Raw genomic sequence first — 26,199 nt, forward strand, 5'->3', positions numbered from 1 at the left:
AGATGCATGTATTATTGGAATTGTTAAAAAAAGAAGTCGTGCCCGCTGAAGGCTGCACGGAGCCAATCGCAGTCGCCTATGCCGTCTCACTGGCGGCGGAACAGCTCGAGGGAGAAATCACGTCCATTCAGCTGTGGCTCAGCGGCAATATCATCAAAAATGCCATGGGTGTCGGGATTCCCGGCACCGGGCAGACCGGTCTGCCGATCGCGGCCACTCTGGGCGCGGTAGTCAAGCGTTCGGACAAGAAGCTGGAGATTCTGTCGGGGCTGTCGCAGGAGCAGGTTCAGCAGGCCAATGTAATGATCGACCACAAGCTGCTGGAAGTGCAGCTCAAAGATACCTCCGAGAAACTGTATATTGAGGCCAGAGTACACAGCAGGGGCCAGACGGCGACGGCGATTTTGGCCAAATCGCATACGAATCTGGTGTTTCTGTCCAAGGATGGGAAGACCCTCTATCCCGAGAATGGCGCAGCGGGTTATGAAGCGGATGAGTCTTCCAAAGCCGTAGAGGACCGGGGCTCAGTGGATGAGATTTATGAGTTCATCAGGACTGTGCCGTTCGAGGATATCCGCTTCCTGCTGGACGGGGTGCGGATGAATAAAGCAATCTCGGATGAGGGATTGGCAGGCAGCTATGGCCTGCAAGTGGGCAAGCGGATGAGCCAGCAATCGACGGTCAATATCTTCGGCAATGATCTGGCGAGCGGAATCATTGCCGCTACGGCAGCCGCCTCCGATGCGCGGATGGACGGCAGTCCGATGCCAGTGATGACCACCGCGGGCAGCGGGAACCAGGGGATTGCCTGTACGCTCCCCGTCATTGCACTGGCGAAACGCCTCGGCAAGGACGAAGAGCTGCTGGCCAGGGCTCTGGCGCTCAGCAATCTGATTACGATGCATATCAAGGACTATATTGGCCGCCTGTCACCGCTTTGCGGCTCGGGCATTGCGGGTGGAACGGGGGCGAACAGCGGGATCATCTACCTGCTGGGCGGCAGTCTGGACCAGATCAAACATGGCATTCAGAACACAATTGCCTCTTTGTCCGGCATGATCTGCGACGGGGCCAAATCCACCTGCGCCCTGAAGATTGCAACCGCGACGAATGCAGCAATGCAGGCGGCTACGCTGGCTATGAATGATATCTCGCCTACGTCCAATGACGGGGTCATCTTCGATGAGGTCGAAGATACCATCCGCAACATGGAGAGACTGGTTAAGGAAGGTATGGGAGCCACCGATGCCACGATTCTGAATATCATGCTGTCCAAGGGCGGAATGATGGGCGGCGGCGAGCTATAGATTGGAATAGGCGGTTGTTGCAGCGGTTCTCCTTGCTTTACGGAGAACCGCTTGTTCGTCGTTGCGCTGACTCCAAAGGCTCCATGTACAGCGGATGGAAGCTGAACCTGAAGTACTGTTGTCAGGTTAGGTTTGGTATGATGAAGGAAACGCCAAAAAAAGGGAGCGACCGTAAGTGCCAAACTACGAGAGCAAAGAAGCTTTGATCGCCGAAATTCAAAAAATGTACAAGCTGTTCGATCAGGAGTTCGATGAGATTCCGGAACAGCAAAAAGACCTCCGGATTCCAGAAGTGGATCGGACGCCGCAAGAGATGCTTGCTTATCAGCTCGGCTGGTTAACGCTGGTAACAGGCTGGGAAAAGGATGAGCGGGCAGGCAAGGAGGTCATTACACCTTCCCCCGATTACAAATGGAATCAACTCGGGCCGCTGTATCAGCATTTTTATGAGACCTATCAAGGTAATTCTTTGGCGGAATTGCGCGATTTATTCAAACAAAACGTTGAAGAGCTGTGCCAGTGGATCGGCTTGCTGAGCGAGAAGGAGCTTTTTCAGCCGGGGGTACGGAAATGGACGGTAACCACCGTCAACTGGCCGATGAGCAAATGGATACAAATCAATTCGGTGGCACCCTTCAAGAGCTTCAGAACCAAAATCAGAAAGTGGAAAAAGACCGTGAACAACACCATCAAATAAAGATAGGACTGCTCAAGTAAAAGCAACTGAAACAGGCGGAGCCAAAGGACCTACCTCCCTTTGATTCCGCCTTGGTTCTTTCTGGACATGCGCTTGATTACGCTATTTACGTGGCCTTTGGTCTTCACTGGAATCTCCGCCGCCCGTTGCTGTATCGTCGGGATTGTCCAGAAGGGCACTCACAATATCTTCAAGTTTCCCGGTCGCGCCTTCGCGGCCTTGTTTGCTGTTTTGGTCAGGTACGGGAATGGAATCAAAGCCGGCACCCTGTATGTCCATATCCTTGTTGTTATCATCCATCAGCGTCTCAGTCCCCTCTTGTCATAGAAGTAGGTTATGCAATAATAGCCATTCTATGCAAAAAGTAAACGGTCTGGCGTTGATTGAAACACATTATGTGCCCAGTAGGCGTCTCAGTCTTTGTTCCGCTGAAACTTGGTGATGTCTCTGGCATAGTGAGAGTAAGACCCGTCGAATCTTTTCAGACGGACGTATTCGTCGGAGAATTGCTGAACCAGCCCGGTGCCTACCTCGGCATACATTCCTTCAGGATCGAGCTGCAGCGCAGAGACATAGGTTTGCGAAAGTGCGGCTACAAAAAAATCTACATTTTTTACTAAAGTGTGTGGCATCTTACGGTTTCCTCCATAAATCTATAATTGTCTTACTTTAATAAAAGAGTTCATTCCGGGCCTCCGGAAAATCTTAAAGACTATTCTACCATGAGAGCTCCTGGATGTTGAGCAGGAAAATTTAACTTCATTTTTTTCAAGGAGGAGTCAAAACAACATTCAAGAAAAATATGGTATTATTTGTTGAGCCAGACTTGCTGAGATAAGGGTATTTGGTACCGGAAGGGCTGCTGGAATAAAGAATAGAGCGATGAGGATGGGGTGCAAGCATGAATGAGAATATGGGCAGCGCAAAGGCGCTGTTCAACAGATACCTCGGAAGCAAGTCTGCCATGTACCGGGGAGGCGACTATGAAGTATATAAATCCTGCGGCATCTCAGATGAAACCGAGCAAGAATGGTTCAAGGAGCTGATCGACCGCACGATCGCCGAATTATCCATCCGGGACTGGGGGGCAATTACTTCACTGGTGATGATCTCAAGTGTCTATAAAGACAGCCTCAGCGTCGAGAAAGCTGCTGCATTCGCAGCACGTAACATCAAAAGCGCGGACAGTATGGTTCGTTTGATTTTTGGCGAGCAGTTGGTGGAGCTGATCCGGGTGAACAAGGTTGTGCTGACCAGGGATTCCTTATTTGAGGCGAGCAGGACAGCACTTCAAACGCTGGAGAATGTAATTGCTGAGCAGCTCATCCTCGACCCGGGTCATGAGCTGGCCCAGTTTCAGGTGAAAGATAAACGGGCGCTCAATCAGCGGGCCGGCAAAAGTATCGAGGCGTTAAAGGAACTTATTAATTGACCAAATGGCCGGAGGAGCTGCTGGCGCTGGCGCAAGGATCACTAAACGATCTGGACATCTTTCCGCTATTGCACAAGCATGGGCTGCATCCTGTAAACTAGCTGCTGAATCTGCTCGAGCATAAAAGGCACAGAGCCAGGGAGGAACTGAAGCAGCTGGATCATGAGCATCCGACTATAGATTGTACCCAGCTGAACAATACCTTTAGAGAAAAGGTGAGGCGCCAAGACAATGTTCAGCGTTTCCTGGAAGAGAACCGCAGCCCCTTTGTTTATTGCAGCCGGAAAGAGAACTTGACGGCTTACATCCAAGAGATCCAGGAGATGACGGCAGAATTGTCACGGACACAATAATGATTATATTACAGGAGGCACAACATGGACTTATGGTCTTATCCTATAGGAAGGTTTGTACCGGAGGAGCAGCCTAATTCGGGGCTCCGTCAATTATGGATTCAGGATATTGCTGCCTTGCCAGCAGAGCTGCGTGCAGCCGTTTCGAATCTGGATGAGGAGCAGCAGTGTGCCCCTTATCGGCCAGGGGGCTGGACCATCCGGCAGGTGGTGCACCACTTGGCGGATAACGATATGAATGCTTATATCCGTTTTAAAAGAGCGTTGACAGAAGATAAGCCTGTATCGAGTTCTTACCGGGAAGACCTGTGGGCGGAACTAAGCGACTATCAGGAAACACCGGTAGAATGTTCAATTATGCTGATGGAAGCCCTCCATAAGCGGTTTGTTATCTTGCTTCGCTCCTTGTCTCCGTCTGATTTCCAGCGTTCATTCGTGAGCCCCACGCATGGCAGCATGACCCTGGATCACGCCATCCAAAGATATGCCTGGCATGGACGGCATCATCTCTCCCAGATTGAATCGCTGATAAAGCGGATGGGCTGGTAACGGGGATCGCTTTTTTGAATATGACATAAGGCTGTCCGGTTAAGTATGTTACTATCTCTGAGCTGAAAGTCTAACAGGGAGGGCAAACCAATGGCAGAACCTTTGAAGGCCATGTACAACGAAGAATTTCTGCGCAGCTTTGGCGCGAAGATTCAGGCCGTTTATAGCAAGTTTGAGACCGGGGGCTTCATTGCGGAAGTAATGGACGGCCCATGGGAAGATCTGGAGCTGAAGCAAAGAATGCGGCGGATCAGCGGGGGGCTGGGCAGTTTTTTGCCTGTCCGTTATGAAGAAGCGCTGGATATCCTTTTTGCGATTGACCAGGATTGCGTCGGCTTCCCTTATCTTATCTTCCCGGATTTTGTGGAGGTGTATGGACAAGCCGAGGCGCATTGGGAGCTTTCGATGTTGGCGCTGGAACGTTTCACGGGAAAATCATCTGCCGAGTTCGCGGTCAGGCCGTTTCTCTTGCGGGACCCGGAGCGGATGATGCGCCAAATGCTCCTGTGGTCGAAGCATCCGGATGAGCATGTGCGGCGTCTGGCCAGTGAAGGGTGCCGGCCCCGCCTGCCCTGGGGGCAGTCCTTGCCGATGTTTAAGCGTGATCCTGCCCCGGTGCTGCCGGTGCTGGAGCAGTTAAAGGCCGATCCGTCCCTTTATGTGCGCAAAAGTGTGGCCAACAACCTGAATGATATCGCCAAGGATCATCCAACGCTGGTCCTGGACTTGGCATCACGCTGGAAGGGGGCCTCTGAACATACGGACTGGATTGTGCGGCACGGCTGCCGCTCGCTGATCCGTAAAGCAGATCCTGCAGTGATGGCATTGTTCGGATACGCCGCATCGGAGGATGCTGCACCGCTGGTAACAACAGCCGAATTATCGGTGGCCCCTGGGGTGCTGTCCATCGGCGGCAGCTGTGAGCTGCGCTACACACTTGCTGTCCGGGAAGGCGGGCCGGTGCGTGTCCGTATCGAATACGGGATCGATTTTGTAAAGGCGGGGGGCCGTACCTCGCGCAAACAGTTTCTTTTATCCGACAAAACAGTCCCCGGAGGCACCAGCCTTGCCGGAACGCGGACCCACCGCTGGGCGGATCTGACGACCCGCCGCCATTATCCTGGGGAACACAGGATTGTGCTGCTGGTCAACGGCCGCGAAGCGGCTGATACGGTACTTTCCCTGGAATCAGCAGAAGCCGACGTACAAGGATGAGGAACAACCTGCATTAAGGGAAAACAACACCCTGCCAGCCATATAGCTGCGTAAAGAACGGGCGAGAGCCACGTCTTGCGCAGCTTTGTGTCTTTGAGGAGGAACAACAGTTCCGGTTAAAAGGGTTACTTCTTATTCAGCTCGCGGAAACACTTATGTTACCTTTCCATAGTCTTCCTGCTATACAATAGAAAGGCTACATACAGCAAATTCAAAGAGACAAAGGTGGTATTGCAGTGAAATCAAGCAAATACAGTAAATGGGCCTCGCTGGTGCTGACCGGGGTGCTTAGCCTCACCCTGTCGGCACATGCTTCTGCGGCGGCGGCACAACCGGGGACAACAATGAAGCCAAGCTGGACCTCTCCTTCCCTGTTCACGCCTACAGTGCTGGTCAAATCCGGAAGCGAAGCCGTGATCCACGATGTTAAAGCTGTCCCTGACAAAAAGCTGGTCTATGTGTACATGGGGCAGAATGTGCCAAATACAACCGGCAAGACCAAACAGGAATGGTCGGTAGATACCTTGAAAGCGCTGGATGCGAACACTGGCAAGCTCAAGTGGGAATATGTCTTCCATGAGTCCAAAGGCCCTTATACCATTACCAGCAAAGCCGTGTTCGGCAGCAGTGGAACGTCTTATGTCTATCAGGCTTTTTCTGACAAAACGTACAAGCTCTATTCCGTGAACAGCGCCGGCCAGCTGAACTGGGTGCAGAAGCTGACAGGTCCATCCAACATCTCCTTGATGAAGGATGGCTCGGTCCTGACTTCCACCACCGGTCTTCCGAACGCCAAAGGTGTGGTGAAATCGGTGCTTACCTTGTATAACAGCAGCGGCAAGCAGCTCCTCAGCCAGCAGGTGCAAGGCAGTGTCATTACAGCTCAGGGTGAGCGGATTGTAATGGCTGCAAGCCCGATGAGCCAAGCTAGTAACGGCACATGGCTGGAGAAATTGAATCCGCGGCTTGAAGTCTATGATTTGTCGCTTAAGCAGCTGTATGCTTATCAGACTCCGGCCAGCTCCAATATTTACGGCGATGGCAGTCCGGGACAATTTGTACTGAACGACGGAACCTTTATTATCCGCATCCATCTGGCGGATAACCAGAACAAGCTGCTGGCGTTTGGACCGGAAGGCAAGCTTCTATGGGGCCGCAGCATCCCGGGCAGTGCATATACAGAGGCTACCGCAAGCGGGTATATCGTGTACGAGAACGGGAAATTTACTTTATATGATCTGGCCGGTCAAGTAGGTGACCCTCATACATTTTTAGATGCCGAAGGGGAGACTTTCGGGATCAATCGGACCAGCGACGGCAACCTGAGCTTCAGTATGAAAGAAGACCAAATGTACATACTGAACCCGAAGACCCTGCAGACGATCCACGGATTCAGTATCACCGACCTAAACCTCGGTACGAATGATTATGCAGCCCATACCGTATACTCTTCGTCAGAAGACGGCAAGCTGTCCAAGTTTGTATTGCCGGTGAAGTAACTTTAACTGCTTTTCAGAGCACCCTTCGGGGTGCTTTTTCTTATGAAAAAATGTGAATTCGCCCCCAGGTGTGGATCGGGCCGAATGAAAGGCAAAAATGCCTTTGAATTCGCCCGGTAGCTGGGGACTCGCTCGCAGTTACGGATACGCCCACAAGTGCGACTAGTTGGTTCATGATAGTTCGATCTCTTTGAGCTGTTTGGTTCATGGCTCAGGGTCCTACAGCTGGACTCGTATTTACCGGCTGGGCTGCAAATGATAAAATAAGCCAGAATAGCGGCAGAAAGGCCATTCCTTATCTGCGCATAAAGGAGCTGTATGCATGGCTAAACAAAAGTTCTATGTGGTATGGGAAGGCAAACAACCAGGCGTCTACAGCACTTGGGCGGAATGCCAGGCACAGACCGATCATTATACCGGTGCTAAATATAAGTCCTATGAATCAAAGGCGGCGGCGGAAGCGGCTTACAAGGCTGGCTGGAAAGGCAACTGGGGAACAGGAGCCAAGACCTCCGGCACAACCGGCGCCAAAACGGGAAGCTCTTACAAACGCAGTGCCATCGTAGAGACTTCGGAAGAGATTGATTATGACAGCATATCGGTAGACGTAGGAACCCGGGGCAATCCGGGCCCGGTGGAATATAAGGGTGTGGATACGCAGACAGGGGACATTATATTCTCCTGCGGTCCGATCAAAAAGGGAACGAACAATCTGGGAGAATTTCTGGCCATTGTGCATGCGCTGGCGCTTCTTCATCAAGAAGGCAGCAAACGGACGGTCTACAGCGATTCTGTTAATGCCATGAAGTGGGTGAAGCAGAAGAAGGTAGCCACTACACTGCCCAGGGACGCCTCAACCGCTGAGATCTGGGAGCTGATTGACCGGGCAGAACATTGGCTGCGGACCCATACCTACGAGAATAAACTGCTCAAGTGGCAGACCAAGCAGTGGGGAGAGATCAAGGCCGATTATGGCCGCAAATAACGGCTGAGCTAGGGCGTGTAATCAAACCCGAACCGAAGGAGAAATTGGAGCCAAGATTCCCCATTCCAGGGGTTTGAATACACTGCCTTGCTTAATGGTAGTTCCGGATCACTGTTAATCTGCTGTATGCCGCAATGGCGAACAGCAACAGCAGCAATCCAATCGAACCCATGACCGGACCGGGACTGAACAGGTCGGACAGGTAGGAGACGGCCGTGAGACCTATTGAAGGAGCCACGCTCATGATGGAACCCAGCACGCCGAATACTCTGCCCTGAATTTCCTCCGAAATTTCCAGTCTGAGCAGGGTGTTGATCAGAAGTGTGCTGAATGAGAACATGAAGCCGATTATAAGAATGACGGGAATAGCCACCGCTGCGGTTGTAGTGAAGGATAACAGGATGTACAGAGGACCGAGACACAACAGGCTGGTCATGATCAGCCTCCCCCGGTTCTTCAGCCTGGAGCCCAAGAGCATAATTAACCCTGAGCCAATCATATAGCCGAGCGGAATACAGGCTTCCATAAGACCGAATTGAAAGGGTGTTGATTTCCAGACCTTAACAGCCATAACCTGGGTCAGCATCATCGAAGGCATGAAGAACAAGGTAAGGGAAGGCAGCATAATGATGACGGCGCGGGCGAAGGGGAACCTCCAAATATAGCGGACACCTTCGGCCAGGTCTTGGGTGAACTTTCTTTTTTCTCTGGGGGCAAGGTTGACACGGGAAGGCAGCGGTAGCGAGCGGACAGCCAGGATCAGCAGGAAGGATACGAAGAAAGTAACGCCGTCAAATAAAATAGCGTCAGCCGCGCCGAAGCTGGCCACAAAAATACCTCCCGCCGAAAAGCCGATCGTCCGGCAAATATTTTCCGACAGATTCAGGAGCCCTACCGCTTGTTGCACATGCTCTTTGCCGACTACGCCTACGATCGAAGCCTGATAGGCCGGGGACTGGAATAATGCCGAAGCTGTCGTAAGCCCCATCAATACAGCCACGATAATGAACGAAGTGGACGGTACGGAGATTACCGCAGCCAGCGTCAGTGCCAGCACACAGCTAATCAGATCCGTGACCAGCATAATGGTTCTGCGGTTCACTCTGTCTGCAAAGGTGCCTCCGATCGAGCCAAGCAGGGAACTGAGCAATAAATTGATAATGGTAAGGACGGCAACCAATCGGGCGCTTCCGGTTGTTTGCAGCACCCAGAGACTCAAGGCGATACTGTGAAAGGTGTTGCCGAACAGGGAAATGGAAAAGGAGCAAAGCAGCAGCAGGAATCTCCGGTTTCCCCAAATCGTCGGATGGGATTGGACAGTGGGGGTTGCGGGTTTCGCCAAGCTTGGATCTGGCATAACGTTCTCTCCTCTCAACTTAAGCGTTTAAGTGAACAGCTAAAAAAAATTATTCTACAAAAATACGGTTATTTTCTTGTTCAGCGTAGTTGGAGCGGTTCAGTAAATCTGTCATTAGCTCAAAGGCAGCCGCTGTTTTATCTCCGCTAAAGGTAACCTTTTGTACCTGTTCACCCAGTATTTGTGGACAATTGCAGGTACAGACAACATAGAGACGTTCAAAGCTCCCGGCTTTCTGGGCGTAACTACCCATAAACTCATTGATGATGATAGCTTCTTGAAATTGTTGACCCTGCAGGATATTATCCAGTTCCTCCTGATTCTGAACCATAAACACCGCGTCGTCCGGCAGCGGAAGGCTATCCCTGATGTAGCGGGCAAGCAGAGAATTGTTGTAGCTCTCCATAATTAAGCAGACCTTCGAAGGATCCTCAGGCATAATCTTGCCTAGAGCGGAGCGGTAGTTGAACAGAACCTGCTTGAACAGCTTATCCTCAATCAGGCTGTCAATCAGAATCAGTGGTATACCTTCCACAAAGTGTTGGGATATGGAATAGAAGGATTCATCCCGGACATCGATTAGGAATACGGCTTCCAGTTTTCGTTCAATGATGATATCCAGGGAAGGTTTCTCTGCATCCAGTGAGTATAGCAGCGTATGATAGCCGGCCGCTGTCAGCCGCTGTTCCAAAGACCGGATAAACGAAAACTGCGAATGGAGCTTCCAGTAAGGCATATTGACAGATGTATTGACCAATACGCCAACCAATCCCGTGCGTCTGTTCGCCAGCGAGCGGGCCGCCAGATTCGGAATGTAATGAAGCTCTTCGGCAAGCTGCATAATCTGATTGCGTGTCTTCTCCGGAATGGTCTGGTTACCAACGCGGTTCAGAACATAGCTTACCGTCGCCACAGAGACGTTGGCCCTAAGCGCGATGTCTTTCATTGTAGTCTTTTTCAAGGCTGCCTGGCTCCTTACCTTGTATAATATTTCTAAATATTAACATTGGGATCAGCGAAGAGTCAATCCATCGTATTGCACCTTTGCTCGTCTGTTGACGGAGAGGGCACCAAGATTTAGTATATTAAAAGCGGGTTTCTATGAATAATAGGCTGAATTAATGATAGACTCAGAGAATGTGGCAGCCAAATCCGAGTTTGGTGCAGAGTCATCAAATGGATCAAAATTGTGGTTAATAACAGATAAAGAATGAATACTATGGCAAGCGGCAGGAGGAGAACCGGATGTTTGGAAATGATTGGGACGAGGTACTGGAAGAAGAAACGAACAAACCGTATTTTCAAGAGCTGCGGTATGCGCTGGCACGGGAATACAAGGAACATACGGTCTATCCGCCAAAAGATTTATTGTTCTCTGCGCTGAAGCTGACCCCTTATCAGCAGACCAGGGTTGTCATCCTGGGACAAGATCCTTATCATGGAGCGGGACAGGCGCATGGACTCAGCTTCTCTGTGAAGCCAGGTGTACGGATTCCGCCATCCCTGCGCAATATTTATGCGGAGCTGAAGGAGGATACAGGGGCTGCGATTCCGAATCATGGTTCGCTGCTGCACTGGGCCGAACAGGGTGTACTGATGCTGAATGCGGTGCTGACCGTACGTGAAGGACAGCCCAATTCGCATAAAGGGCTGGGCTGGGAGAGGTTTACGGATGCGATTATGGAGAAACTGAATGAACGGACTGTGCCGCTGGTCTTTATTTTATGGGGAAGCCATGCGCAGCAAAAAGGGGCTTTTATCGATAAAAGCCGCCATCTGGTCATTCAGTCCCCGCACCCCAGCCCGTTTTCGGCACACCGCGGCTTTTTGGGCAGCCGCCCTTTTTCCCGGGCTAATCAGTATTTGGAATCACATCATCTGGAAGGTATAGATTGGTCCATTCCGAACTTATAGGTAGCTTTGGACGACAGCGAAGGGGTTGGCGCAATGAAACATTGGGTGGGCAGACCGGTTATTATGTATTGCGGCGAAGAGCCCTACACCATCATGAAGGGAATTCTGCGCAAATGGGACCCTGCGGCCTCTGTGGCGGTTATCGGCCATCAGGAAATTGCCGTGCCTTTTCGTGATATTATGTACATCAAGGCTTTGGCACCCAAAGAGCGGGCCTTGCCTCCGGTGCTCCATTCCGTCGGATACGTCATGAGAGAGCGGCAGCAGTTTGATACCGCCGTCTATTTCAAATCGGCAGTAACTGTCTGGAGAGGGGACAAGCTGATTGCCTTTAATACATCGATCATATCCCATACAAAAGGTTCAGTTACGCTTCAGGATGGTCAGAGTCTGATGAAGGGTACTCATCTATTTGTAGTGCGGTCCTTGCGGGGATAAGCGCATATTCACAAGTCAAAAGGCAAGCCTTCGATTACCCGGAGGCTTGCCTTTGTTTGGATTCCCGTCTCTATAAAGGCTCCACAGGATCTGGCGGCGGATCTTCGACCCGCTCCGCGACAATGATCTCATAAATGTGCAGGAAGATAATTTTGGCGATCATATAGACCGGAAGGGCGATAAGCACGCCGATAATACCATAGAAATCTCCGCCGATCAGCACGAGAACCACAGTAGTTAAGGGATGGACATCAAGTGATTTGCCGTAAATGATCGGCGAGAGCAGATTATCCTGAATCTGCTGGGCGATGATAATAATGACGAGTGCCCAGAGGGCCATGGATGGCGATTCGATGAAGCCCACGATAAGGACAGGAATGGCGGCGAGCAGCGAACCTACATAGGGAATAAAATTCAGCGGAACTGAAATCACAGCCAGCATCAGGGCATACGGCATACCGATAATAAGAAAGCCGATATACAGCATGACACCCAGGACAACATTGAGCAGAACACGTGTAACAATGAAGCTGCTGAGTGCACTGTCAATTTCCTTGAGGATTTCCTGTCCTTCCTTGCGGTATTTCTTTGGAACCAGTCCCATAAGAATAGGGGTCAGCTTGTGGCCATCCTTCAGCATGTAATACAGAAGGATCGGCAGGGTGGCGATCACGATAACGATGCTGGAGACAATACTGATGAAATTGGACATGGAATCCGTTACCCAGGAAATGGCGTCGTTCAAATAGCCGGAGAACCTGGCAAAGATATCGGATTCACCCTGGAATATACGTGAGAACAGCGGTTTGCTGCGCAATTGATTGAACTGCTCCTGAATTCCCTGGACCAGATAAGGCGTGCTGTCGATAAAGTTCTGGATTTGTTCCTGAAGCGTCGGCCAGACCAGGATCCAAAAAAGCACAAACAGCCCGGCGAAGACAAGATAAATCAGCAGGATGGAAAACATGCGGTTCAGCCTTTTTTTCTCCAGGAAACTGACGAGCGGCCGCAGCAGATAATACATGAACCCCGAGAGCATCATCGGAACCAGCAGCAGATTTATAATGGCGCCCAGCGGCCTGAAGAGGAACATCACTTTGGAACCCAGATACAAGATCAGCAAAAAAGCAATAATGCCAAGGCATGTCCGGAAATACCTGTGTTGCAGCAAATGCAGCACCCCCTAATTTCTATAATGTTTATTTTCCGGCGTATGTACTGCACCATTTGGAGGCTCTACTAATATACTAAACCCGGTTCTATCTTTATAACCTAATTCGCAAGTCTTGATTCACAGAATGGATATGAATGCGTGCAGTCACGGTTTAAGAGGTGGCATAGGCGGTTAATACCGCTTTATCGGGAGGGATGCATGATGACCAGACTTGTCGTGGGGATTTTCGGGCATCCAAGTGATGCTTCCCTGTCTATCAACGCAGTGCAGGAAATCGGAATCAAGGCGAAGGATATATCGGTCGTAACCAAACAGAAGGCCGTCGTCGAGCGGATTGGCAAAGACACAGGGATTGGCCAGGCAAAAGCCGGGGTTGGGAACGGGGGATTATTCGGTACCGCCAAGGGGCTTGCTGTGGGACTTGCAATGATGCCCGACTCGGCTGTAGCAGCCGGTCCAGCCGCACCAAAACTGGCAGGCGCCGGTCTGGGAGAGGAACCGCAGATCGATGGCTTGGCCGTCAGTCTGATCGGAATCGGTATTCCAAAAGCGGATGCCATAGCCTATGCTCAGCATGCCGAGCAGGAACATATAATCGTAATCGTCAAACTCAACGGGGAGAACAGCCGGCAGGTGGAGGATCTGTTTAAAGCACATCATGCCATTCCGCTTAGATCTTCAGAAATGGATTAGAAACGAATATATCAAGGTCTGGAACGCGCTGAACGGGATTTCCGTTTGAGCGCTTTTTTTCTGGATTGAATAAGCAAAGTCGGGATAATCTCGTTCACACCTCCGGTTTCTCTCGTCACCTCCCTGGCTTTAATCAAGGACAGAAACGCAAAAAATTCACCTAAAGCAGCCAGGCCGGAGGCAATAATGGCCAGGTCTTCGGCACTTAGCTCTTCAATCTCCAGTGTGTTGCTTTGATTTGGATTATCGCCCATCTGCTGATCACCTGCTTTTTCCGGTATGTAATATAAACTATGTTGGAGGTCATGGGGTTGAATAGGCATTTGAGACGTAATTTCTCTGTCTTGGCAAACAAGCCATAATAACGAATAGGAATAAAGAATTATAGAAAATATAATCGTTGAGCAGGGAGGTTGCTTCGACCAAAAAAGAAAGATGGATTTGATTTGATAAATGCGCTTTACAGGGAATGAAAACGCTGTTAAAATCATAAATGAGCATAAATGATCATTAAAATTCAAAATATATGGTGAAATGGTCATAAATACTCATCGAAGGGATATATAGTTGAGCGCGGAGAGTTACGCTGGAACATAAAGGGAGAGTGGCAACATGCTCTTTGAAGAGGAGCGAAAGCGCCGGATTGTTCACTATGTCGAGATGCATACAAGGGGATCGGTTCAGGAGCTTAGCCAGGAAATGGGCGTATCCGAATCGACGGTTCGCCGGGATTTGAAAGAGCTTGAAGAGGCCAAGCTTTTGAAGCGTACACATGGCGGAGCGGTGTCTTTGCAGAGTGTGAACTTTGAGGCGGAATTTCAGGACAAGGAAGACCGCTTCCTTGAAGAGAAGCAGCGGATAGCACGCAAGGCGGTGGAAATGATCCAGGAAGGCGATGCCATCCTGCTGGATGGAGGAACGACGACTTTGCATATAGCGAGGGAGCTTAGGTCCTTCTCCAATATCAAGGTCATCACGAACTCCATTATGGCTCTGAATGAATTGAAGGATTGCCGCACGATTGAAGTTTCAATTACCGGGGGAATGCTGAGGCCGGATACTATGGCTTTTGTGGGACCGATGACTGAACGTTCGCTGGAAATGGTGAGGGTGGATAAGGCGTTTCTGGGTACGAACGGACTTGACTTGCGGGAAGGAATCACCACACCGAATATGCTGGAAGCCGCAACTAAACGCAAGATGATTGCTGTTGCCAAGCAGTCCATCCTGCTTACGGACCATAGCAAGATCGGCCAGGTATCCTTTTGCAAAGTAGCCGACCTTACGGAAATGGATCACTGCATCATCGATTCCGGGGCCCCGGACGGCTTTATCGGGCGGCTGACAGATATGGACATTAACTTCACTTTAGTGTGAACAAAACATAACAAATTGAGGGTGTAACTATGATTTATACAGTAACGCTTAATCCTTCCATTGATTACATTGTGGAGGTTGATCAACTTATACTGGGCGGCTTGAACCGCATGGAGCGCGATCTGAAGCTCCCCGGCGGCAAGGGAATTAACGTTTCCCGGGTGCTGAATCAGCTTGAGGTGGAGAATAAGGCACTGGGTTTTCTGGGCGGCTTCACCGGCCGTTACATTGAGGAATGGCTTCATCAGGAGGGCATTTCCAGCGATTTCGTAGCTGTTGCTGATGACACCCGCATTAATATCAAGCTCAAAGCAAAGGAAGAGACGGAGATCAATGGTACAGGCCCGGCTATCCGTGCTGCGGAAGCGGAGGCCCTGCTGCATAAGCTTGATGCGCTGCAGGCCTCGGATATCGTTGTCTTGTCCGGGAGTGTTCCTCCTTCGCTTGGCGCAGATTTCTATGACCGCCTGATTGCGGTCTGCAAGCGGCGGGGTGCTGAATTCGTCATTGATACGACAGGGCAAGCCCTGAGACAGGCACTGGTGAGCAGGCCTCTGTTGATTAAGCCGAATCACCATGAGCTTGCAGAATTGTTCGGTGTAACGATTACCTCAAGAGATGAGATTATCGTCTACGGACGCAGGCTCCTGGAAGAAGGAGCGCAGCATGTGCTGGTCTCCATGGCTGGTGAAGGTGCTTTGTTCATCTCCGAGCAAGGTGTCTATCATGCCAAAGCACCGGCAGGAATCGTGAAGAACTCGGTAGGTGCGGGTGATTCAATGATCGCCGGATTTGTAGGCACGTTCTCTTTAACCGGAGATCTGCTGGAAGCTTTCCGCGCAGGTGTAGCTTCGGGGAGCGCAACCGCCTTCTCCGATGACCTGGCATCCCGGGAGCACATCGAGCGGCTTCGGTCTGGGGTTGTGGTCTCGAAAGTGTAGGCAAGGTAACCGCATTTTAGCATTTTAAAGAACTCTAGGAGTTGACAACAATGAAAATTACGGATCTGATGATTAAAGATACAATGATCCTGGACCTGCAATCTACTACTAAGGAAGCTGTGATTGATGAATTGATCGCAAGCCTTGCAGCAAGCGGGCGGATTAATGATCCAAGCCTCTTTAAGGAAGCGATTCTGGCCCGGGAGGCCCAGTCCAGCACCGGCATTGGCGGCGGGATTGCGATGCCGCATGCCAAGACCAAAGCCGTGAACGAAGCGACGGTTGTGTTCGCCAAGAGCAGTGCGGGCGTTGATTTTGCTTCGCTTGATGAGGAGCCGGCACGGCTATTCTTCATGATCGCTGCTCCGGAGGGGGCGGGCAATGTGCATCTCCGTACTTTGGCCTCCCTGTCCAGACTGCTGATCGACAGTGAGTTCATCCAGCAGCTGATGGATACGCGGACACCTGATGAAGTATCGGCACTCTTTGATGCCAAGCAGGCGGAAGAGGAAGCCAAGGCGGCTGCGGAAGCAGAAGCCCAGGCGAACAAAGCCGGCGAAGCTGCAGCCCTGCGGAAGCCGGCAGCCGTCATTGTCGGCAATCCGGATTCCGAGGCCTTTGTCGTTGCGGTTACGGCTTGCCCGACCGGAATTGCCCATACCTTTATGGCGGAAGATGCACTCAAGAAAAAGGCCCTGGAAATGGGCATCAATATCCGTGTGGAGACGAACGGTTCGGAAGGTGCGCAAAATGTGCTGACCTCCGAAGAGATCCGCCGGGCCAGCGGTGTCATTGTCGCGGCGGACAAAAATGTGGAGATGGCCCGTTTCGATGGCAAACCTGTATTGCAAAGACCGGTTAGCGACGGTATCCGCAAGTCTGAAGAGCTGATCCGCAAAGCGGCGAATGGCGATGCGCCTATCTACCGCAGTGAAGGCCGCAGCGGCGGCGATGACGCTCCTGCCGCCAAATCCGGCACCATTGGAGGCAAGATCTATAAGGATCTGATGAACGGCATCTCGCATATGCTGCCATTCGTCGTCGGCGGCGGGATTCTGCTGGCCTTCTCGTTCCTCCTCGAACAGATGGTGGGCGTAGATAACCCGCTGGTGAAACTTCTTCAGACCATAGGCGGCGGAGACGGAGCCTTCCATTTCCTGATTCCGATTCTGGCCGGGTTCATCGCGCTGAGTATCGGCGACCGTCCGGCCCTGATGCCGGGTATGGTCGGGGGCTACATGGCTCTGAATTCCAATGCCGGCTTCCTCGGCGGTCTGGCTGCCGGTTTCCTTGCCGGTTACGTCATTATTCTGCTGCGTAAAGTGTTCGCAGGACTGCCCAAAACTCTGGACGGGCTGAAGCCGATCTTGCTGTATCCGGTATTCGGGCTGCTGATTACGGGCGGAATTATGTTCTACCTGTTTGATCCGATATTCAGCTCGATCAATGAAGGTCTGATTACCGGTCTGAACAACCTGGGTACGGGCAACAAGGTGCTTCTGGGTCTGGTGCTTGGCGGTATGATGGCCATCGATATGGGCGGTCCCTTTAATAAAGCTGCCTATACCTTTGCCATCGGTGTCTTTACCTCCAGCGGCAATACGAACGGCTTTATGATGGCGGCGGTCATGGCGGGCGGGATGGTTCCTCCACTGGCCATTGCACTCGCAACCACGTTCTTCAAGAACAAATTCTCGGAAACGGAACGTAAATCCGGCATCACCAACTATGTGCTGGGACTGTCGTTCATTACCGAAGGGGCTATTCCTTTTGCGGCGGCCGACCCGCTGCGGGTGTTGACCTCGTGTATCCTGGGCTCCGCTGTAGCAGGCGGTCTGACCCAACTGTGGAGCATCAACGTTCCTGCTCCGCATGGCGGCATTTTCGTGGCCTTCCTGTCCAGCAATGCCGTATTGTTCCTATTGTCCGTACTGATTGGTTCTGTGATTTCCGGGCTCATCTTCGGGTTATGGAAGAAGCCGATTGCCAGAACTTAATAACATTTGATACAGCCCCAAGCTGCCGGGAGATCGACCTGACGTCTGTCTCCCTGGCAGCTTTTTAGATTCAAAGGGTTATATAATTCTTGATTACCCTCCAAATTCCGGTCTTATTTCTGTATAATCATAAATATATATATAGCAGAAAGTAAAGGAGAGGGCGAGATGATACTGCACAAGGGGGAAGTCTTGTTCCGTCAAGGGGACAGCTGCCAGAATCTATACAAGGTGAAAAGCGGGCTGTTCAAGGTGACAAGGCTTCATGCGAACGGGAACATGGTATTGTTCAATATCCTGTATCCCGGAGAGACGGTTCCCCATCATTCCCTAATTTCGCCAAAGGAGGCGCATGGAACGGCAGTTGCGCTGATGAGAAGTGAAGTAGAGCCTATTCCGGCGGTGGAATGGTACCGGGAGCTGCACGAAGAACCTGGCAAGGCGCTGGAGATTGCGCTGCTGCTTCAGGAGAAGGTACGCTTTATGCAGACACGGCTGGATCACCTAACCGTCGGTTCACCCGGGGAGCGGCTGGAACTGCTGACCCGCTGGCTGAATGACTACGCACACGGCGCGGCGCTGACTGACTTTTTGACACAGGAAGAAATCGGCCAATTGATCGGTGTGAGGCGTGAGACGGTTAACCGCTTATTGCGCCATCCGGGGCATTAGCAGGTTTTTAATGGAAAACTGTTTAGAGAAGGCAATCTGCGTGGTATAATGTTATCAGAACATATCAAATTAGAGAAAGGATCAGGATACCATGTGTCCCCGAAGGACGATTCCCCAAAGGACGATTTGGAAACGTTATGATCTGTCTTATACTTAGCTTCCCTGTAGAAGGTGTGTACGTTAACTGACGAGACCGCCTCTGCGAAAGGGAAGGAGTATTGTATGCGAAGGATTAGCACCTTCGGTTTCACCTATCGTAGAGGCGTAGAGAACGTCAAGCCGCCATTTACGATTAAGGGGAGACCAGGGTATGAAGAAACAAGACAGTGGCATGAGATTGCCGCTCCGATTGGCCGTTATTTTGTCCGGAACATTGCTGTTGGCTTTTGCTTATTATCACATTAACTATCAGAACCATTTGACCGAGGGCGGGTTCGTAGGATTATCGCTGCTCGGCAAATACGTATTGGGAATTTCACCTTCATTATCTATTTTACTATTGGATATTCCCGTACTGATCATTGCCATCCTGTTCAAAGGTAAAGCATTTGTAGTTAATACATGTATTTCTGTAGGTGCTTTTACTCTTTTCTATGGACTGATGGAGCGTTACTCCGGATGGGTCATTGACTTGCAGGATAATTTGCCGCTCGCGGCACTTTTGTCCGGCGTATTGACAGGATTGGGAGCGGGAATGGTTATGCGTGGCGGCGGGGCCAGCGGTGGTGATGATATCTTGTCGCTGCTGATTAGCGAGTGGAAAGGCATTAAGGTAGGTACGGTCTTCATCCTGATGGATGTGGTCGTCCTGGCATTGTCACTTTTCTATATGCCGGTCAAGGAAACACTATATACAGTCATGGCAGTGGTAGTAGCAGGTTATGTAATTACGTTTACGACCTCGCTGGGCAAGCCGAAGCTGGTGAAGGCACCCAAGATTCAGACTTCACTCGGCAAACCGCATGACAGTACAGTGATGTGAACAGGGCGGAACCGCTGAACGGCCTGTTCGGGAACAGTTACCGACATCTAGGTCAGCCAGAACATTCTGGTTGGCCTTTTTTGTTGTTTAGGAAATGATGCAATGCCCAAAAATGTGGATATCTTGGAAGCTTCAGATGATATAGCAGTGCAGGGGGATTGGGCTCCATCAGCGGGAGTGAAGCGGACAGAGAAAACCTTATTTTACGGAAAAGTCTGCTTTCCTGGGGGATTCGGACTCAGGAGCCGTTATATCGTTCGATTAAGCCTAGATTGAAGGGAGATAGGACAATTAGCGGAATCTCTGTCCGTTTATCCTGCTGAATAGACGAATTCTCCCCAATAAGGGATTTCCTGTCCGCATCAGCCGTGGATATATCGTGAAGGGACCTCATCATGTCCGCAGAGGGACCCACGCAAATCGCACGGTCAACAATGCATGTCCTAACCACGCTATATATGGGCAAGAGTTGTGCACGTTGTACAACAATGTGAGCTCTAAGCAAAGCCAAATGATGATAATCTTGCCTATTGAACAACAATCCGGGCCTCGTAAGCTCCGAGTTGGTATTCACGCTGTAGGGTGATTTTGTTCCGCGGTTATCGCAAGCTTGCGGTTAGATGGAATCTTGCTGAAACTAGGCTTCACCAGCAGACGTATATCATTTGACATACATACACCCGAGGAGGAACTGTTGATGAATGCTCATGAAATTGATTATGTCATTAGGGGAGAGGAAATTCAGTGTGTGGAGGTGCAGCTGGACCCCGGAGAGAGCGTACTTGCCGAGGCGGGGAGCTTTATGATGATGGACCCCGAGATTACGATGGAGACCATTTTTGGAGACGCCAGCGGAAGCAGGAGCGGACTCATGGGCAAATTGATGGGGGCAGGCAAACGGCTGCTGACCGGTGAAAGTCTGTTCATGACCGTATTCACCCACAGTGGTGCCTATGGACGGAAGAGCGTCACTTTTGCAGCCCCGTATCCCGGAAAAATCATTCCGCTGGATCTGAAGCAATACGGAGGCAAAATTATTTGCCAGAAGGACTCTTTTCTTTGCGCGGCCAAAGGGGTGTCGATCGGCATTGAGTTCCAGCGGAAGCTGGGGGCCGGATTCTTTGGCGGTGAAGGTTTTATTATGCAAAAAATGGAGGGTGATGGCCTGTCCTTCGTTCACTCCGGCGGCTATGTGCTGGAACGGGTGCTGCAGCCGGGAGAGACTATCAAGCTGGACACGGGCTGTCTGGTCGCCATGACCTCTTCCGTAGATTATGACATTGAGATGGTTAAAGGTGTGAAATCGATGCTGTTTGGCGGCGAAGGACTGTTCTTCGCAACCCTGCGCGGCCCCGGCACGGTCTGGGTGCAGTCCCTGCCGTTCAGCCGCATGGCCGACCGGATTCTTTCCGCAGCCCGGGGCTCGGGACGCAAGGAAGAAGGCAGCATTCTGGGCGGATTGGGCAATCTGCTGGACGGCAGATAGGTAGCAGGCATGGCGAAGAAGGCTGTAAACAGACGAACGGATTGTCCCATAAGTAGAATGATCTATGTGTGACAGCAGAGCAGCGATTCTCGTTTACTGGGAATCGCTGCTCTGCATTTTGTATGCTCAAACAGCGGAGAGGACGGAACGACCCGCGGAAAAGCCAACGTTCGCCTTGGTATCCGGATTTTTACCGCAAAGGTGAATAAAAAATTCTTACGGCCACAGGGATTGGAACAACGGTCCGTTCGCGGAGCGTCCACACGAGCGCTAGTACAGCATCAGAATAAAAATAAGGGATTCCTGAAGGCTGCTTGATATAGATTAGCGTTCGTCACCAGCTTTCGATCTATTCTAATGTATATACTACCTCAGAATGGTTTTAAACGAGGCTCAAACATCCATAATGATGTATTTTGTTGGAATGATGCATTTCCTGCTGCAGACGGAACTCGCAATGGCAACAGCGACGGATTAAAAACGGCTGAGGATCGTGTCGAAGTAGCCGATCGGGCTGCAGAAAATATTAAAAAATTAAAAGGCGTCCGGCAGGCCAATGTGCTTGTTACGCGACGTAATGCTTATATTGCAGCAGCCCTTGATGATGACCAAAAAAAGCTAACACGCGATATTGGAGATCAAATCGCGAAGCAAGTTCAAGTTAGAGCGGCGGATTCCAATATCCAGAACGTCTATGTATCCACGAATCCTCAATTTGTAGATCGTATCAATGGATATTGTGCCGGATTGGTTAGAAATATCGCTAGAACATCGGAGATAGTAACCGGGCAAAAACCTCTTTCATCTTTTGCATTGTGGACCTTTTTTCGAATTCCGACAGCAGCATTTCATTGCTTACACTAAGATCCCGATAAAAATCTTGCACCAGGCGTTTAACGACCTTCCCGTCAAAAAAGACTGCATTGAGTTCAAATTGCCCGCAAAAGCTGCGCATATCCATATTTGAGCTGCCTGAGCAAGCCAAGTCATCGGAAATGATCACTTTTGCATGGATGAACCCTTTTTGATAGCAATAAAACCGTACGCCAGCCTGTAGCAATTCCTTGACATAAGACAAAGAAGCATAATAAACAAGCTTTTTATCGGGAACGGACGGTATGATGATGCGAACATCGATTCCGCTGATAACGGCTGTTTTCAGGGCCAATAAGACACCGGGATCGGGAACGAAATAAGGCGTCTCAATATAGATCCGCTTCTTTGCTGAAACGATTAAGGAGAAAATAAGCTCCAGGATCGTCTCGTCCGGACCGCTTTTTACGATTTGCACCCATTCCCTCCCTTGACTTTCCTGAACGGGGTAATAGGCGGAATCGGTAATGATTTGTTCTTTCACCAGGTACCAATCGATCAAAAAAGTATATTGGATCCACAGCACCGCATCACCTTTAAGGCTGAAATGAGTGTCCCGCCAGTAGCCGAATTTCGGAGCCTTCCCCATGTATTCATCCCCTATATTCAAACCTCCGAAAAAACCGATTTTTCCGTCCACAACCACGATTTTACGATGATTACGGTAATTGAGCCGTTTATCGAAGAAGGTCGTCAGCGGAGGAAAAAAACACCCCGTTTCCACGCCGGCATCCTGCAGCCGTTTCAAATAGGCTTTTCCCAATCGACGGCTGCCGAAGCCGTCATATAAAAACCGCACCTTTACCCCTTCCTGTGCTTTCCGGATCAACAACCGCTCAAATCGGGTACCGATACGGTCGTCGCGGATAATGTAGAATTCGATATGGATATGGTGCTCGGCCCCGGCAATCGATTCCAACATCGCCTCAAAGGCCTGTTTTCCTTCGGTATAGACCGTCGTTTCATTGCAAGCGGTAATGGGTACGGACGGTATGTTTTTGAGCGATGCATGCATGTTGTTCTCTCGCCAAAAAGCTGTCTCGTGCATATCTTTCGTTCGCTGTTTGCTCCGGGCAATGAGGCCTGCCTTGAGTTGTTCCCAGTGCTTGTTTTTCTTTCGGCGAAGCGTACGGTAGCATGAGTATTCCTTCGCTACAAAATAATAGAAGAGGAAACCAAGCAGCGGAAAGATGAACAAAATGATAAGCCATGCAATCGCTTTGTTCGATCGGCGATATTCAATGATGATTATGGATGCAATTTGGACGATAAATAACAAGAGAACCAATATGATCCAAAGCAATGGTTCAGTCTCACCTCCTCACAAGATGCCCGGTCGAGCTTCTTCAATATAGCTGGTATATATACGCCATTAAATGTTCTTTGTATAGAGTGACCAATTTATCTACAGAATACTAATTATGATTTTATGGATAAAGGAGTAGGATGGGTGGGAAACAAAACGCATCGATCAGACACGTTAATCATCGGCATTGACGTCGGGTCAACAACCGCTAAAGCAACCGTTGTAGATCCGTCAACCAATGAAATATTGTGGTCGGATTATCAGCGTCACCACACCAAACAGGCGGAGAACGTACTGGAATTCTTGCTTACGATCGGAAACGAATTTCAGGATGTTAAGCAGGAAAACATTCGCGTGTTTATGACTGGCTCCGGCATCGGACCGGTAGCCCCGCATATCGGAGCGAAGTTCGTTCAGGAAGTGAATACCGTTACGATGGCTGTCGAGCATCTTCATCCCGACGTGAGGAGCGTCATTGAACTCGGCGGACAGGATGCCAAAAAGGATAAAGCTAAAAAGGGGGATTCCTATGATTGCAAGAGGAAAAATGGCAATTATTATAGCGTTAAGTCTGTGTTTACTTGTTACCGGCTGCAGGGCTGAAACCGACGAACGGACTAATCAACTGAACGCCAAGTCAAATATTAAGGTGAATCAAACCGCCAAACCTGTGGTATTGATCATGATTGATTCTTTAATGGATAAGTCTCTGCAAAAAGCGATTCAAGAAGGCCGCGCACCCGCAATGCAGTATCTGCTTAAGAACGGGCAATATTTTCCGAGGGTCGTTAGTTCGTTTCCCACGATGTCCGTGACAATTGACAGCTCTTTATTGACAGGAACGTATGCGGATCGGCACCATGTGCCTGGACTCGTTTGGTACGACAGTAAAGAAAACCGCATGATTTTCTACGGCAATGGTGCCAAGGAATCGTTTAAGATCGACCAACTGCAGGTCTTTATGGATGCCGTTTATCATTTAAATCAAGTTCAATTGAATAAAAAAACGAAAACGATACATGAAGAGTTAGCTGATAAAGGGAAAGACTCTGCATCGATCAATGCCGTGATTTTCAGAGGAAAAACGGAGCATACCTTAACTGTGCCGCAATGGATCGCGTACAGCACGCGTCTGCCGGAACAACTCAAAGTAACGGGACCGAAATGGTTATCCTATGCGGCGCTTTCGCGACAAGACCCTAAGAATGAACGAAATACTCGGGCCTGGAATAAATTCGGAATGAATGACGAATTTTCGGCGAAAGAGATCGCATTTCTTATTAAACAACATAAACTTCCGAATGTTACCATTGCTTACTTTCCGGAAAATGATAATACCCTTCATAGAAAGGGCCCTTCCGAGCTGGAGGGAATCGAGAAAGCCGATCAAGCATTGCAAGACGTGCTGAACGCTTACGGTTCATGGGAGCAAGCTTTGAAAAAAGCGACATGGATCGTCATGGGTGACAGTGCGCAAAGCTATGTATACGATGATCGTGACATATCCATTGTTGATTTAAGGCCGCTTCTGGACCGGTACCGCATAGCAAAATTAAATGAACCCGTAAGGCCCGAAGAGGACCAAATCGTGATTTCTGCTAACGAACGGATGGCCTATGTCTATGCGATAGATTCCAAGTTGGAGTTATCTGATATGGTGAAGCTTTTGAAAAACGAGGACAAGCTCGACATCATCGCTATGAAAGACGATAAAAACATTCATGTTACTGCAGGGAAGAGTGATAAAATGTTTTCTTATCGTCCCGGAGGGAAATACGTGGATGAATATGGGCAGTCGTGGACATTATCGGGTGACCCTAAGATCGCGGATATTTCGATAACAAACAACCGGATCAGTTATGGAAAGTATCCTGACGTACTCGCGAGATTATATGGGGCCATGCATTCTCATGAGGGCCGATACGTTATCGTTACAGTGAATCCCGGATATGAAATCGTCGGTGAAAGTTCCCCTACTCACATCGGTGGAGGTGCCCATGGTTCGCTGCATGAATTGGATTCCGTTGTTCCATTAATCGTATCCGGAACGAATACCCGGCCCAAAACACTGCGAATGGTTGATATCAAAGACTGGATACTTAAATTGGTGAATGGATAAATTCAACATAGATGGCCCATGGGAACGTGCGGCCCTCCACTGATGGCACTAGCCGTAGTGGATACGATCCAGGCACATCCGCATGGATTCCTGTCTGGTTACCCAGATGCTACCCTGCGCGGCCCCGGCACGGTTTGGGTGCAGTCCCTGCCGTTCAGCCGCATGGCCGACCGGATTCTTTCCGCAGCCCGGGGCTCAGGACGTAAGGAAGAAGGCAGCATTCTGGGCGGGCTGGGCAATCTGCTGGACGGCAGATAGCGAGCAGGCATGGTGAAGAAAGACGAACGAATTGTCCTATAAGTAGAATGATCTATGTATGACAGCAGAGCAGCGATTCTCCCGTTTACTGGAGAATCGCTGCTCTGCGTTTTGTATGCTCAAACAGCGGAGAGGACGGAACGACCGGCGGAAAAGCGTCAGCCTTCACCTTGCCGGATTTTTACCGCAAAGGTGAATAAAAAAAATCTGGAAACCACAGCGATTGGAACAACGGTCTGTTCGCGGAGCGTCCACACGAGCGCAAGTCCAACATCAGATTAAAAATAAGGGATTCCTTAAGGCTGCTTGATAAAGATTAGCGTTCGTCACCAGCCTTCGAGCAGTTCTAATGTAAATAGTACCTCAGAATGGTTTAAACGAGGCTCAAACATCCATACTGATGTATTTTGTACATTCAAAGGATAGCCATAAGGCACTTTTCGGCGAATGCTGCGGTTCCTGCTGCACCAAATACACTGAAACCCTAAAATGAGCCTACTTTTGCCCATCCTGATGTATAAAGTGCACTCTAGCGATCTCCGCCCTAGGCTTACAGCGTGCCTCCCGGGAGGCAG

25 protein-coding genes and 2 pseudogenes are annotated in these 26,199 nt (G+C 50.2%); 20 read left to right on the forward strand and 7 right to left on the reverse strand.

Annotated features, from left to right (window positions below):
- Positions 1 to 2 precede the first annotated feature (2 nt).
- Together IEY53_RS20395 and IEY53_RS20400 are read left to right on the forward strand one after the other, a co-directional pair.
- Positions 3 to 1,307 carry an L-cysteine desulfidase family protein gene (locus tag IEY53_RS20395; RefSeq protein WP_189028235.1) on the forward strand — a complete coding sequence of 435 codons (1,305 nt, stop codon included), beginning with the start codon at positions 3 to 5 and terminating at the stop codon, positions 1,305 to 1,307.
- Between the two features lie 175 nt (positions 1,308 to 1,482).
- Positions 1,483 to 2,004 carry a ClbS/DfsB family four-helix bundle protein gene (locus tag IEY53_RS20400; protein ID WP_189028237.1) on the forward strand — a complete coding sequence of 174 codons (522 nt, stop codon included), beginning with the start codon at positions 1,483 to 1,485 and terminating at the stop codon, positions 2,002 to 2,004.
- Between the two features lie 102 nt (positions 2,005 to 2,106).
- Here IEY53_RS20400 and IEY53_RS20405 read toward each other — a convergent pair whose 3' ends face one another.
- Positions 2,107 to 2,304, reverse strand: a complete 198-nt coding sequence (locus IEY53_RS20405) for a hypothetical protein (protein ID WP_189028239.1) — start codon at positions 2,302 to 2,304, stop codon at positions 2,107 to 2,109.
- A gap of 113 nt (positions 2,305 to 2,417) precedes the next feature.
- Entirely contained in the window at positions 2,418 to 2,636 is a 219-nt protein-coding gene (locus IEY53_RS20410) for a hypothetical protein (RefSeq protein ID WP_189028241.1), read from the reverse strand.
- A gap of 269 nt (positions 2,637 to 2,905) precedes the next feature.
- Between IEY53_RS20410 and IEY53_RS20415 the strand changes: the two genes are divergently transcribed.
- The 5 genes from IEY53_RS20415 (at position 2,906) to rnhA (ending at position 8,037) form a co-directional block, all read left to right on the forward strand.
- Positions 2,906 to 3,436: a hypothetical protein gene (locus IEY53_RS20415; RefSeq protein WP_189028243.1), complete on the forward strand. Its 531-nt coding sequence runs from the start codon at positions 2,906 to 2,908 to the stop codon at positions 3,434 to 3,436.
- 377 nt (positions 3,437 to 3,813) lie between these two features.
- Positions 3,814 to 4,338, forward strand: a complete 525-nt coding sequence (locus tag IEY53_RS20420; protein ID WP_189028245.1) for a YfiT family bacillithiol transferase — start codon at positions 3,814 to 3,816, stop codon at positions 4,336 to 4,338.
- Between the two features lie 90 nt (positions 4,339 to 4,428).
- Positions 4,429 to 5,553 carry a DNA alkylation repair protein gene (locus tag IEY53_RS20425; protein WP_189028247.1) on the forward strand — a complete coding sequence of 375 codons (1,125 nt, stop codon included), beginning with the start codon at positions 4,429 to 4,431 and terminating at the stop codon, positions 5,551 to 5,553.
- A gap of 236 nt (positions 5,554 to 5,789) precedes the next feature.
- Positions 5,790 to 7,052 (forward strand): PQQ-binding-like beta-propeller repeat protein, encoded by a 1,263-nt coding sequence (locus IEY53_RS20430; protein WP_189028249.1) that lies wholly within the window; start codon positions 5,790 to 5,792, stop codon positions 7,050 to 7,052.
- Between the two features lie 322 nt (positions 7,053 to 7,374).
- Positions 7,375 to 8,037, forward strand: coding sequence for a ribonuclease H (rnhA, locus tag IEY53_RS20435; RefSeq protein WP_189028251.1), 663 nt, complete (start codon positions 7,375 to 7,377; stop codon positions 8,035 to 8,037).
- A 91-nt stretch (positions 8,038 to 8,128) separates the two neighbouring features.
- Here the strand turns inward: rnhA and IEY53_RS20440 are convergent, their stop codons facing one another.
- Together IEY53_RS20440 and IEY53_RS20445 are read right to left on the reverse strand one after the other, a co-directional pair.
- Complete coding sequence (locus IEY53_RS20440; RefSeq protein WP_189028253.1) at positions 8,129 to 9,394, reverse strand: MFS transporter; 1,266 nt, start codon at positions 9,392 to 9,394, stop codon at positions 8,129 to 8,131.
- A gap of 49 nt (positions 9,395 to 9,443) precedes the next feature.
- The gene (locus IEY53_RS20445) at positions 9,444 to 10,355 is read right to left on the reverse strand and encodes a LacI family DNA-binding transcriptional regulator (RefSeq protein WP_189028255.1); all 912 of its coding nucleotides are present in this window, start codon (positions 10,353 to 10,355) and stop codon (positions 9,444 to 9,446) included.
- A gap of 284 nt (positions 10,356 to 10,639) precedes the next feature.
- Between IEY53_RS20445 and ung the strand changes: the two genes are divergently transcribed.
- Both ung and IEY53_RS20455 read left to right on the forward strand, forming a co-directional pair.
- Positions 10,640 to 11,308, forward strand: a complete 669-nt coding sequence (gene ung, locus IEY53_RS20450) for a uracil-DNA glycosylase (protein ID WP_189028257.1) — start codon at positions 10,640 to 10,642, stop codon at positions 11,306 to 11,308.
- 33 nt (positions 11,309 to 11,341) lie between these two features.
- Positions 11,342 to 11,746, forward strand: coding sequence for a hypothetical protein (locus IEY53_RS20455; protein WP_189028259.1), 405 nt, complete (start codon positions 11,342 to 11,344; stop codon positions 11,744 to 11,746).
- Between the two features lie 70 nt (positions 11,747 to 11,816).
- Here IEY53_RS20455 and IEY53_RS20460 read toward each other — a convergent pair whose 3' ends face one another.
- On the reverse strand, positions 11,817 to 12,917 hold the full coding sequence (locus IEY53_RS20460) for an AI-2E family transporter (RefSeq protein WP_229696259.1): 1,101 nt from the start codon (positions 12,915 to 12,917) through the stop codon (positions 11,817 to 11,819).
- Positions 12,918 to 13,121: 204 nt separating this feature from the next.
- On the opposite strand from IEY53_RS20460, the gene IEY53_RS20465 reads away from it, so the two are divergent.
- Positions 13,122 to 13,613, forward strand: a complete 492-nt coding sequence (locus IEY53_RS20465) for a general stress protein (protein WP_189028261.1) — start codon at positions 13,122 to 13,124, stop codon at positions 13,611 to 13,613.
- An 11-nt stretch (positions 13,614 to 13,624) separates the two neighbouring features.
- Here the strand turns inward: IEY53_RS20465 and IEY53_RS20470 are convergent, their stop codons facing one another.
- A complete protein-coding gene (locus tag IEY53_RS20470; RefSeq protein ID WP_189028360.1) occupies positions 13,625 to 13,867 on the reverse strand; it encodes a hypothetical protein in 243 nt (80 codons plus the stop codon).
- Positions 13,868 to 14,225: 358 nt separating this feature from the next.
- Here IEY53_RS20470 and IEY53_RS20475 point away from each other — a divergent pair, with 358 nt between their 5' ends.
- From IEY53_RS20475 to IEY53_RS20505, 7 genes are all read left to right on the forward strand, one after another.
- Positions 14,226 to 14,990, forward strand: a complete 765-nt coding sequence (locus IEY53_RS20475) for a DeoR/GlpR family DNA-binding transcription regulator (protein WP_189028263.1) — start codon at positions 14,226 to 14,228, stop codon at positions 14,988 to 14,990.
- 29 nt (positions 14,991 to 15,019) lie between these two features.
- A complete protein-coding gene (gene pfkB, locus IEY53_RS20480; protein ID WP_189028265.1) occupies positions 15,020 to 15,931 on the forward strand; it encodes a 1-phosphofructokinase in 912 nt (303 codons plus the stop codon).
- A gap of 50 nt (positions 15,932 to 15,981) precedes the next feature.
- Positions 15,982 to 17,928, forward strand: coding sequence for a PTS fructose transporter subunit IIABC (locus tag IEY53_RS20485; protein WP_189028267.1), 1,947 nt, complete (start codon positions 15,982 to 15,984; stop codon positions 17,926 to 17,928).
- A 168-nt stretch (positions 17,929 to 18,096) separates the two neighbouring features.
- Positions 18,097 to 18,600: a Crp/Fnr family transcriptional regulator gene (locus tag IEY53_RS20490; RefSeq protein ID WP_189028269.1), complete on the forward strand. Its 504-nt coding sequence runs from the start codon at positions 18,097 to 18,099 to the stop codon at positions 18,598 to 18,600.
- A gap of 310 nt (positions 18,601 to 18,910) precedes the next feature.
- Positions 18,911 to 19,582 carry a YitT family protein gene (locus IEY53_RS20495; RefSeq protein WP_189028271.1) on the forward strand — a complete coding sequence of 224 codons (672 nt, stop codon included), beginning with the start codon at positions 18,911 to 18,913 and terminating at the stop codon, positions 19,580 to 19,582.
- A gap of 697 nt (positions 19,583 to 20,279) precedes the next feature.
- Positions 20,280 to 21,068, forward strand: a complete 789-nt coding sequence (locus IEY53_RS20500; protein ID WP_189028272.1) for a TIGR00266 family protein — start codon at positions 20,280 to 20,282, stop codon at positions 21,066 to 21,068.
- Positions 21,069 to 21,425: 357 nt separating this feature from the next.
- A complete protein-coding gene (locus IEY53_RS20505) occupies positions 21,426 to 21,932 on the forward strand; it encodes a YhcN/YlaJ family sporulation lipoprotein (protein WP_189028274.1) in 507 nt (168 codons plus the stop codon).
- Here the strand turns inward: IEY53_RS20505 and cls are convergent.
- Positions 21,832 to 23,244 carry a cardiolipin synthase gene (gene cls / locus IEY53_RS20510; protein ID WP_189028276.1) on the reverse strand — a complete coding sequence of 471 codons (1,413 nt, stop codon included), beginning with the start codon at positions 23,242 to 23,244 and terminating at the stop codon, positions 21,832 to 21,834. The two genes, IEY53_RS20505 and cls, sit on opposite strands and share 101 nt — an antisense overlap.
- Before the next feature lie 126 nt (positions 23,245 to 23,370).
- Here cls and IEY53_RS20515 point away from each other — a divergent pair.
- The 3 genes and pseudogenes from IEY53_RS20515 to IEY53_RS20525 all read left to right on the forward strand — a co-directional run.
- Positions 23,371 to 23,772, forward strand: a pseudogene (locus IEY53_RS20515) (BadF/BadG/BcrA/BcrD ATPase family protein); the annotation flags it as partial.
- 4 nt (positions 23,773 to 23,776) lie between these two features.
- On the forward strand, positions 23,777 to 25,366 hold the full coding sequence (locus IEY53_RS20520; protein ID WP_189028278.1) for an alkaline phosphatase family protein: 1,590 nt from the start codon (positions 23,777 to 23,779) through the stop codon (positions 25,364 to 25,366).
- 108 nt (positions 25,367 to 25,474) lie between these two features.
- Positions 25,475 to 25,624: pseudogene (locus IEY53_RS20525) on the forward strand (TIGR00266 family protein); the annotation flags it as partial.
- Positions 25,625 to 26,199 lie beyond the last annotated feature (575 nt).

Origin of the sequence: Paenibacillus albidus (genome assembly GCF_014644435.1) — a bacterium.
Lineage (GTDB): Bacteria > Bacillota > Bacilli > Paenibacillales > Paenibacillaceae > Paenibacillus_AQ > Paenibacillus_AQ albidus.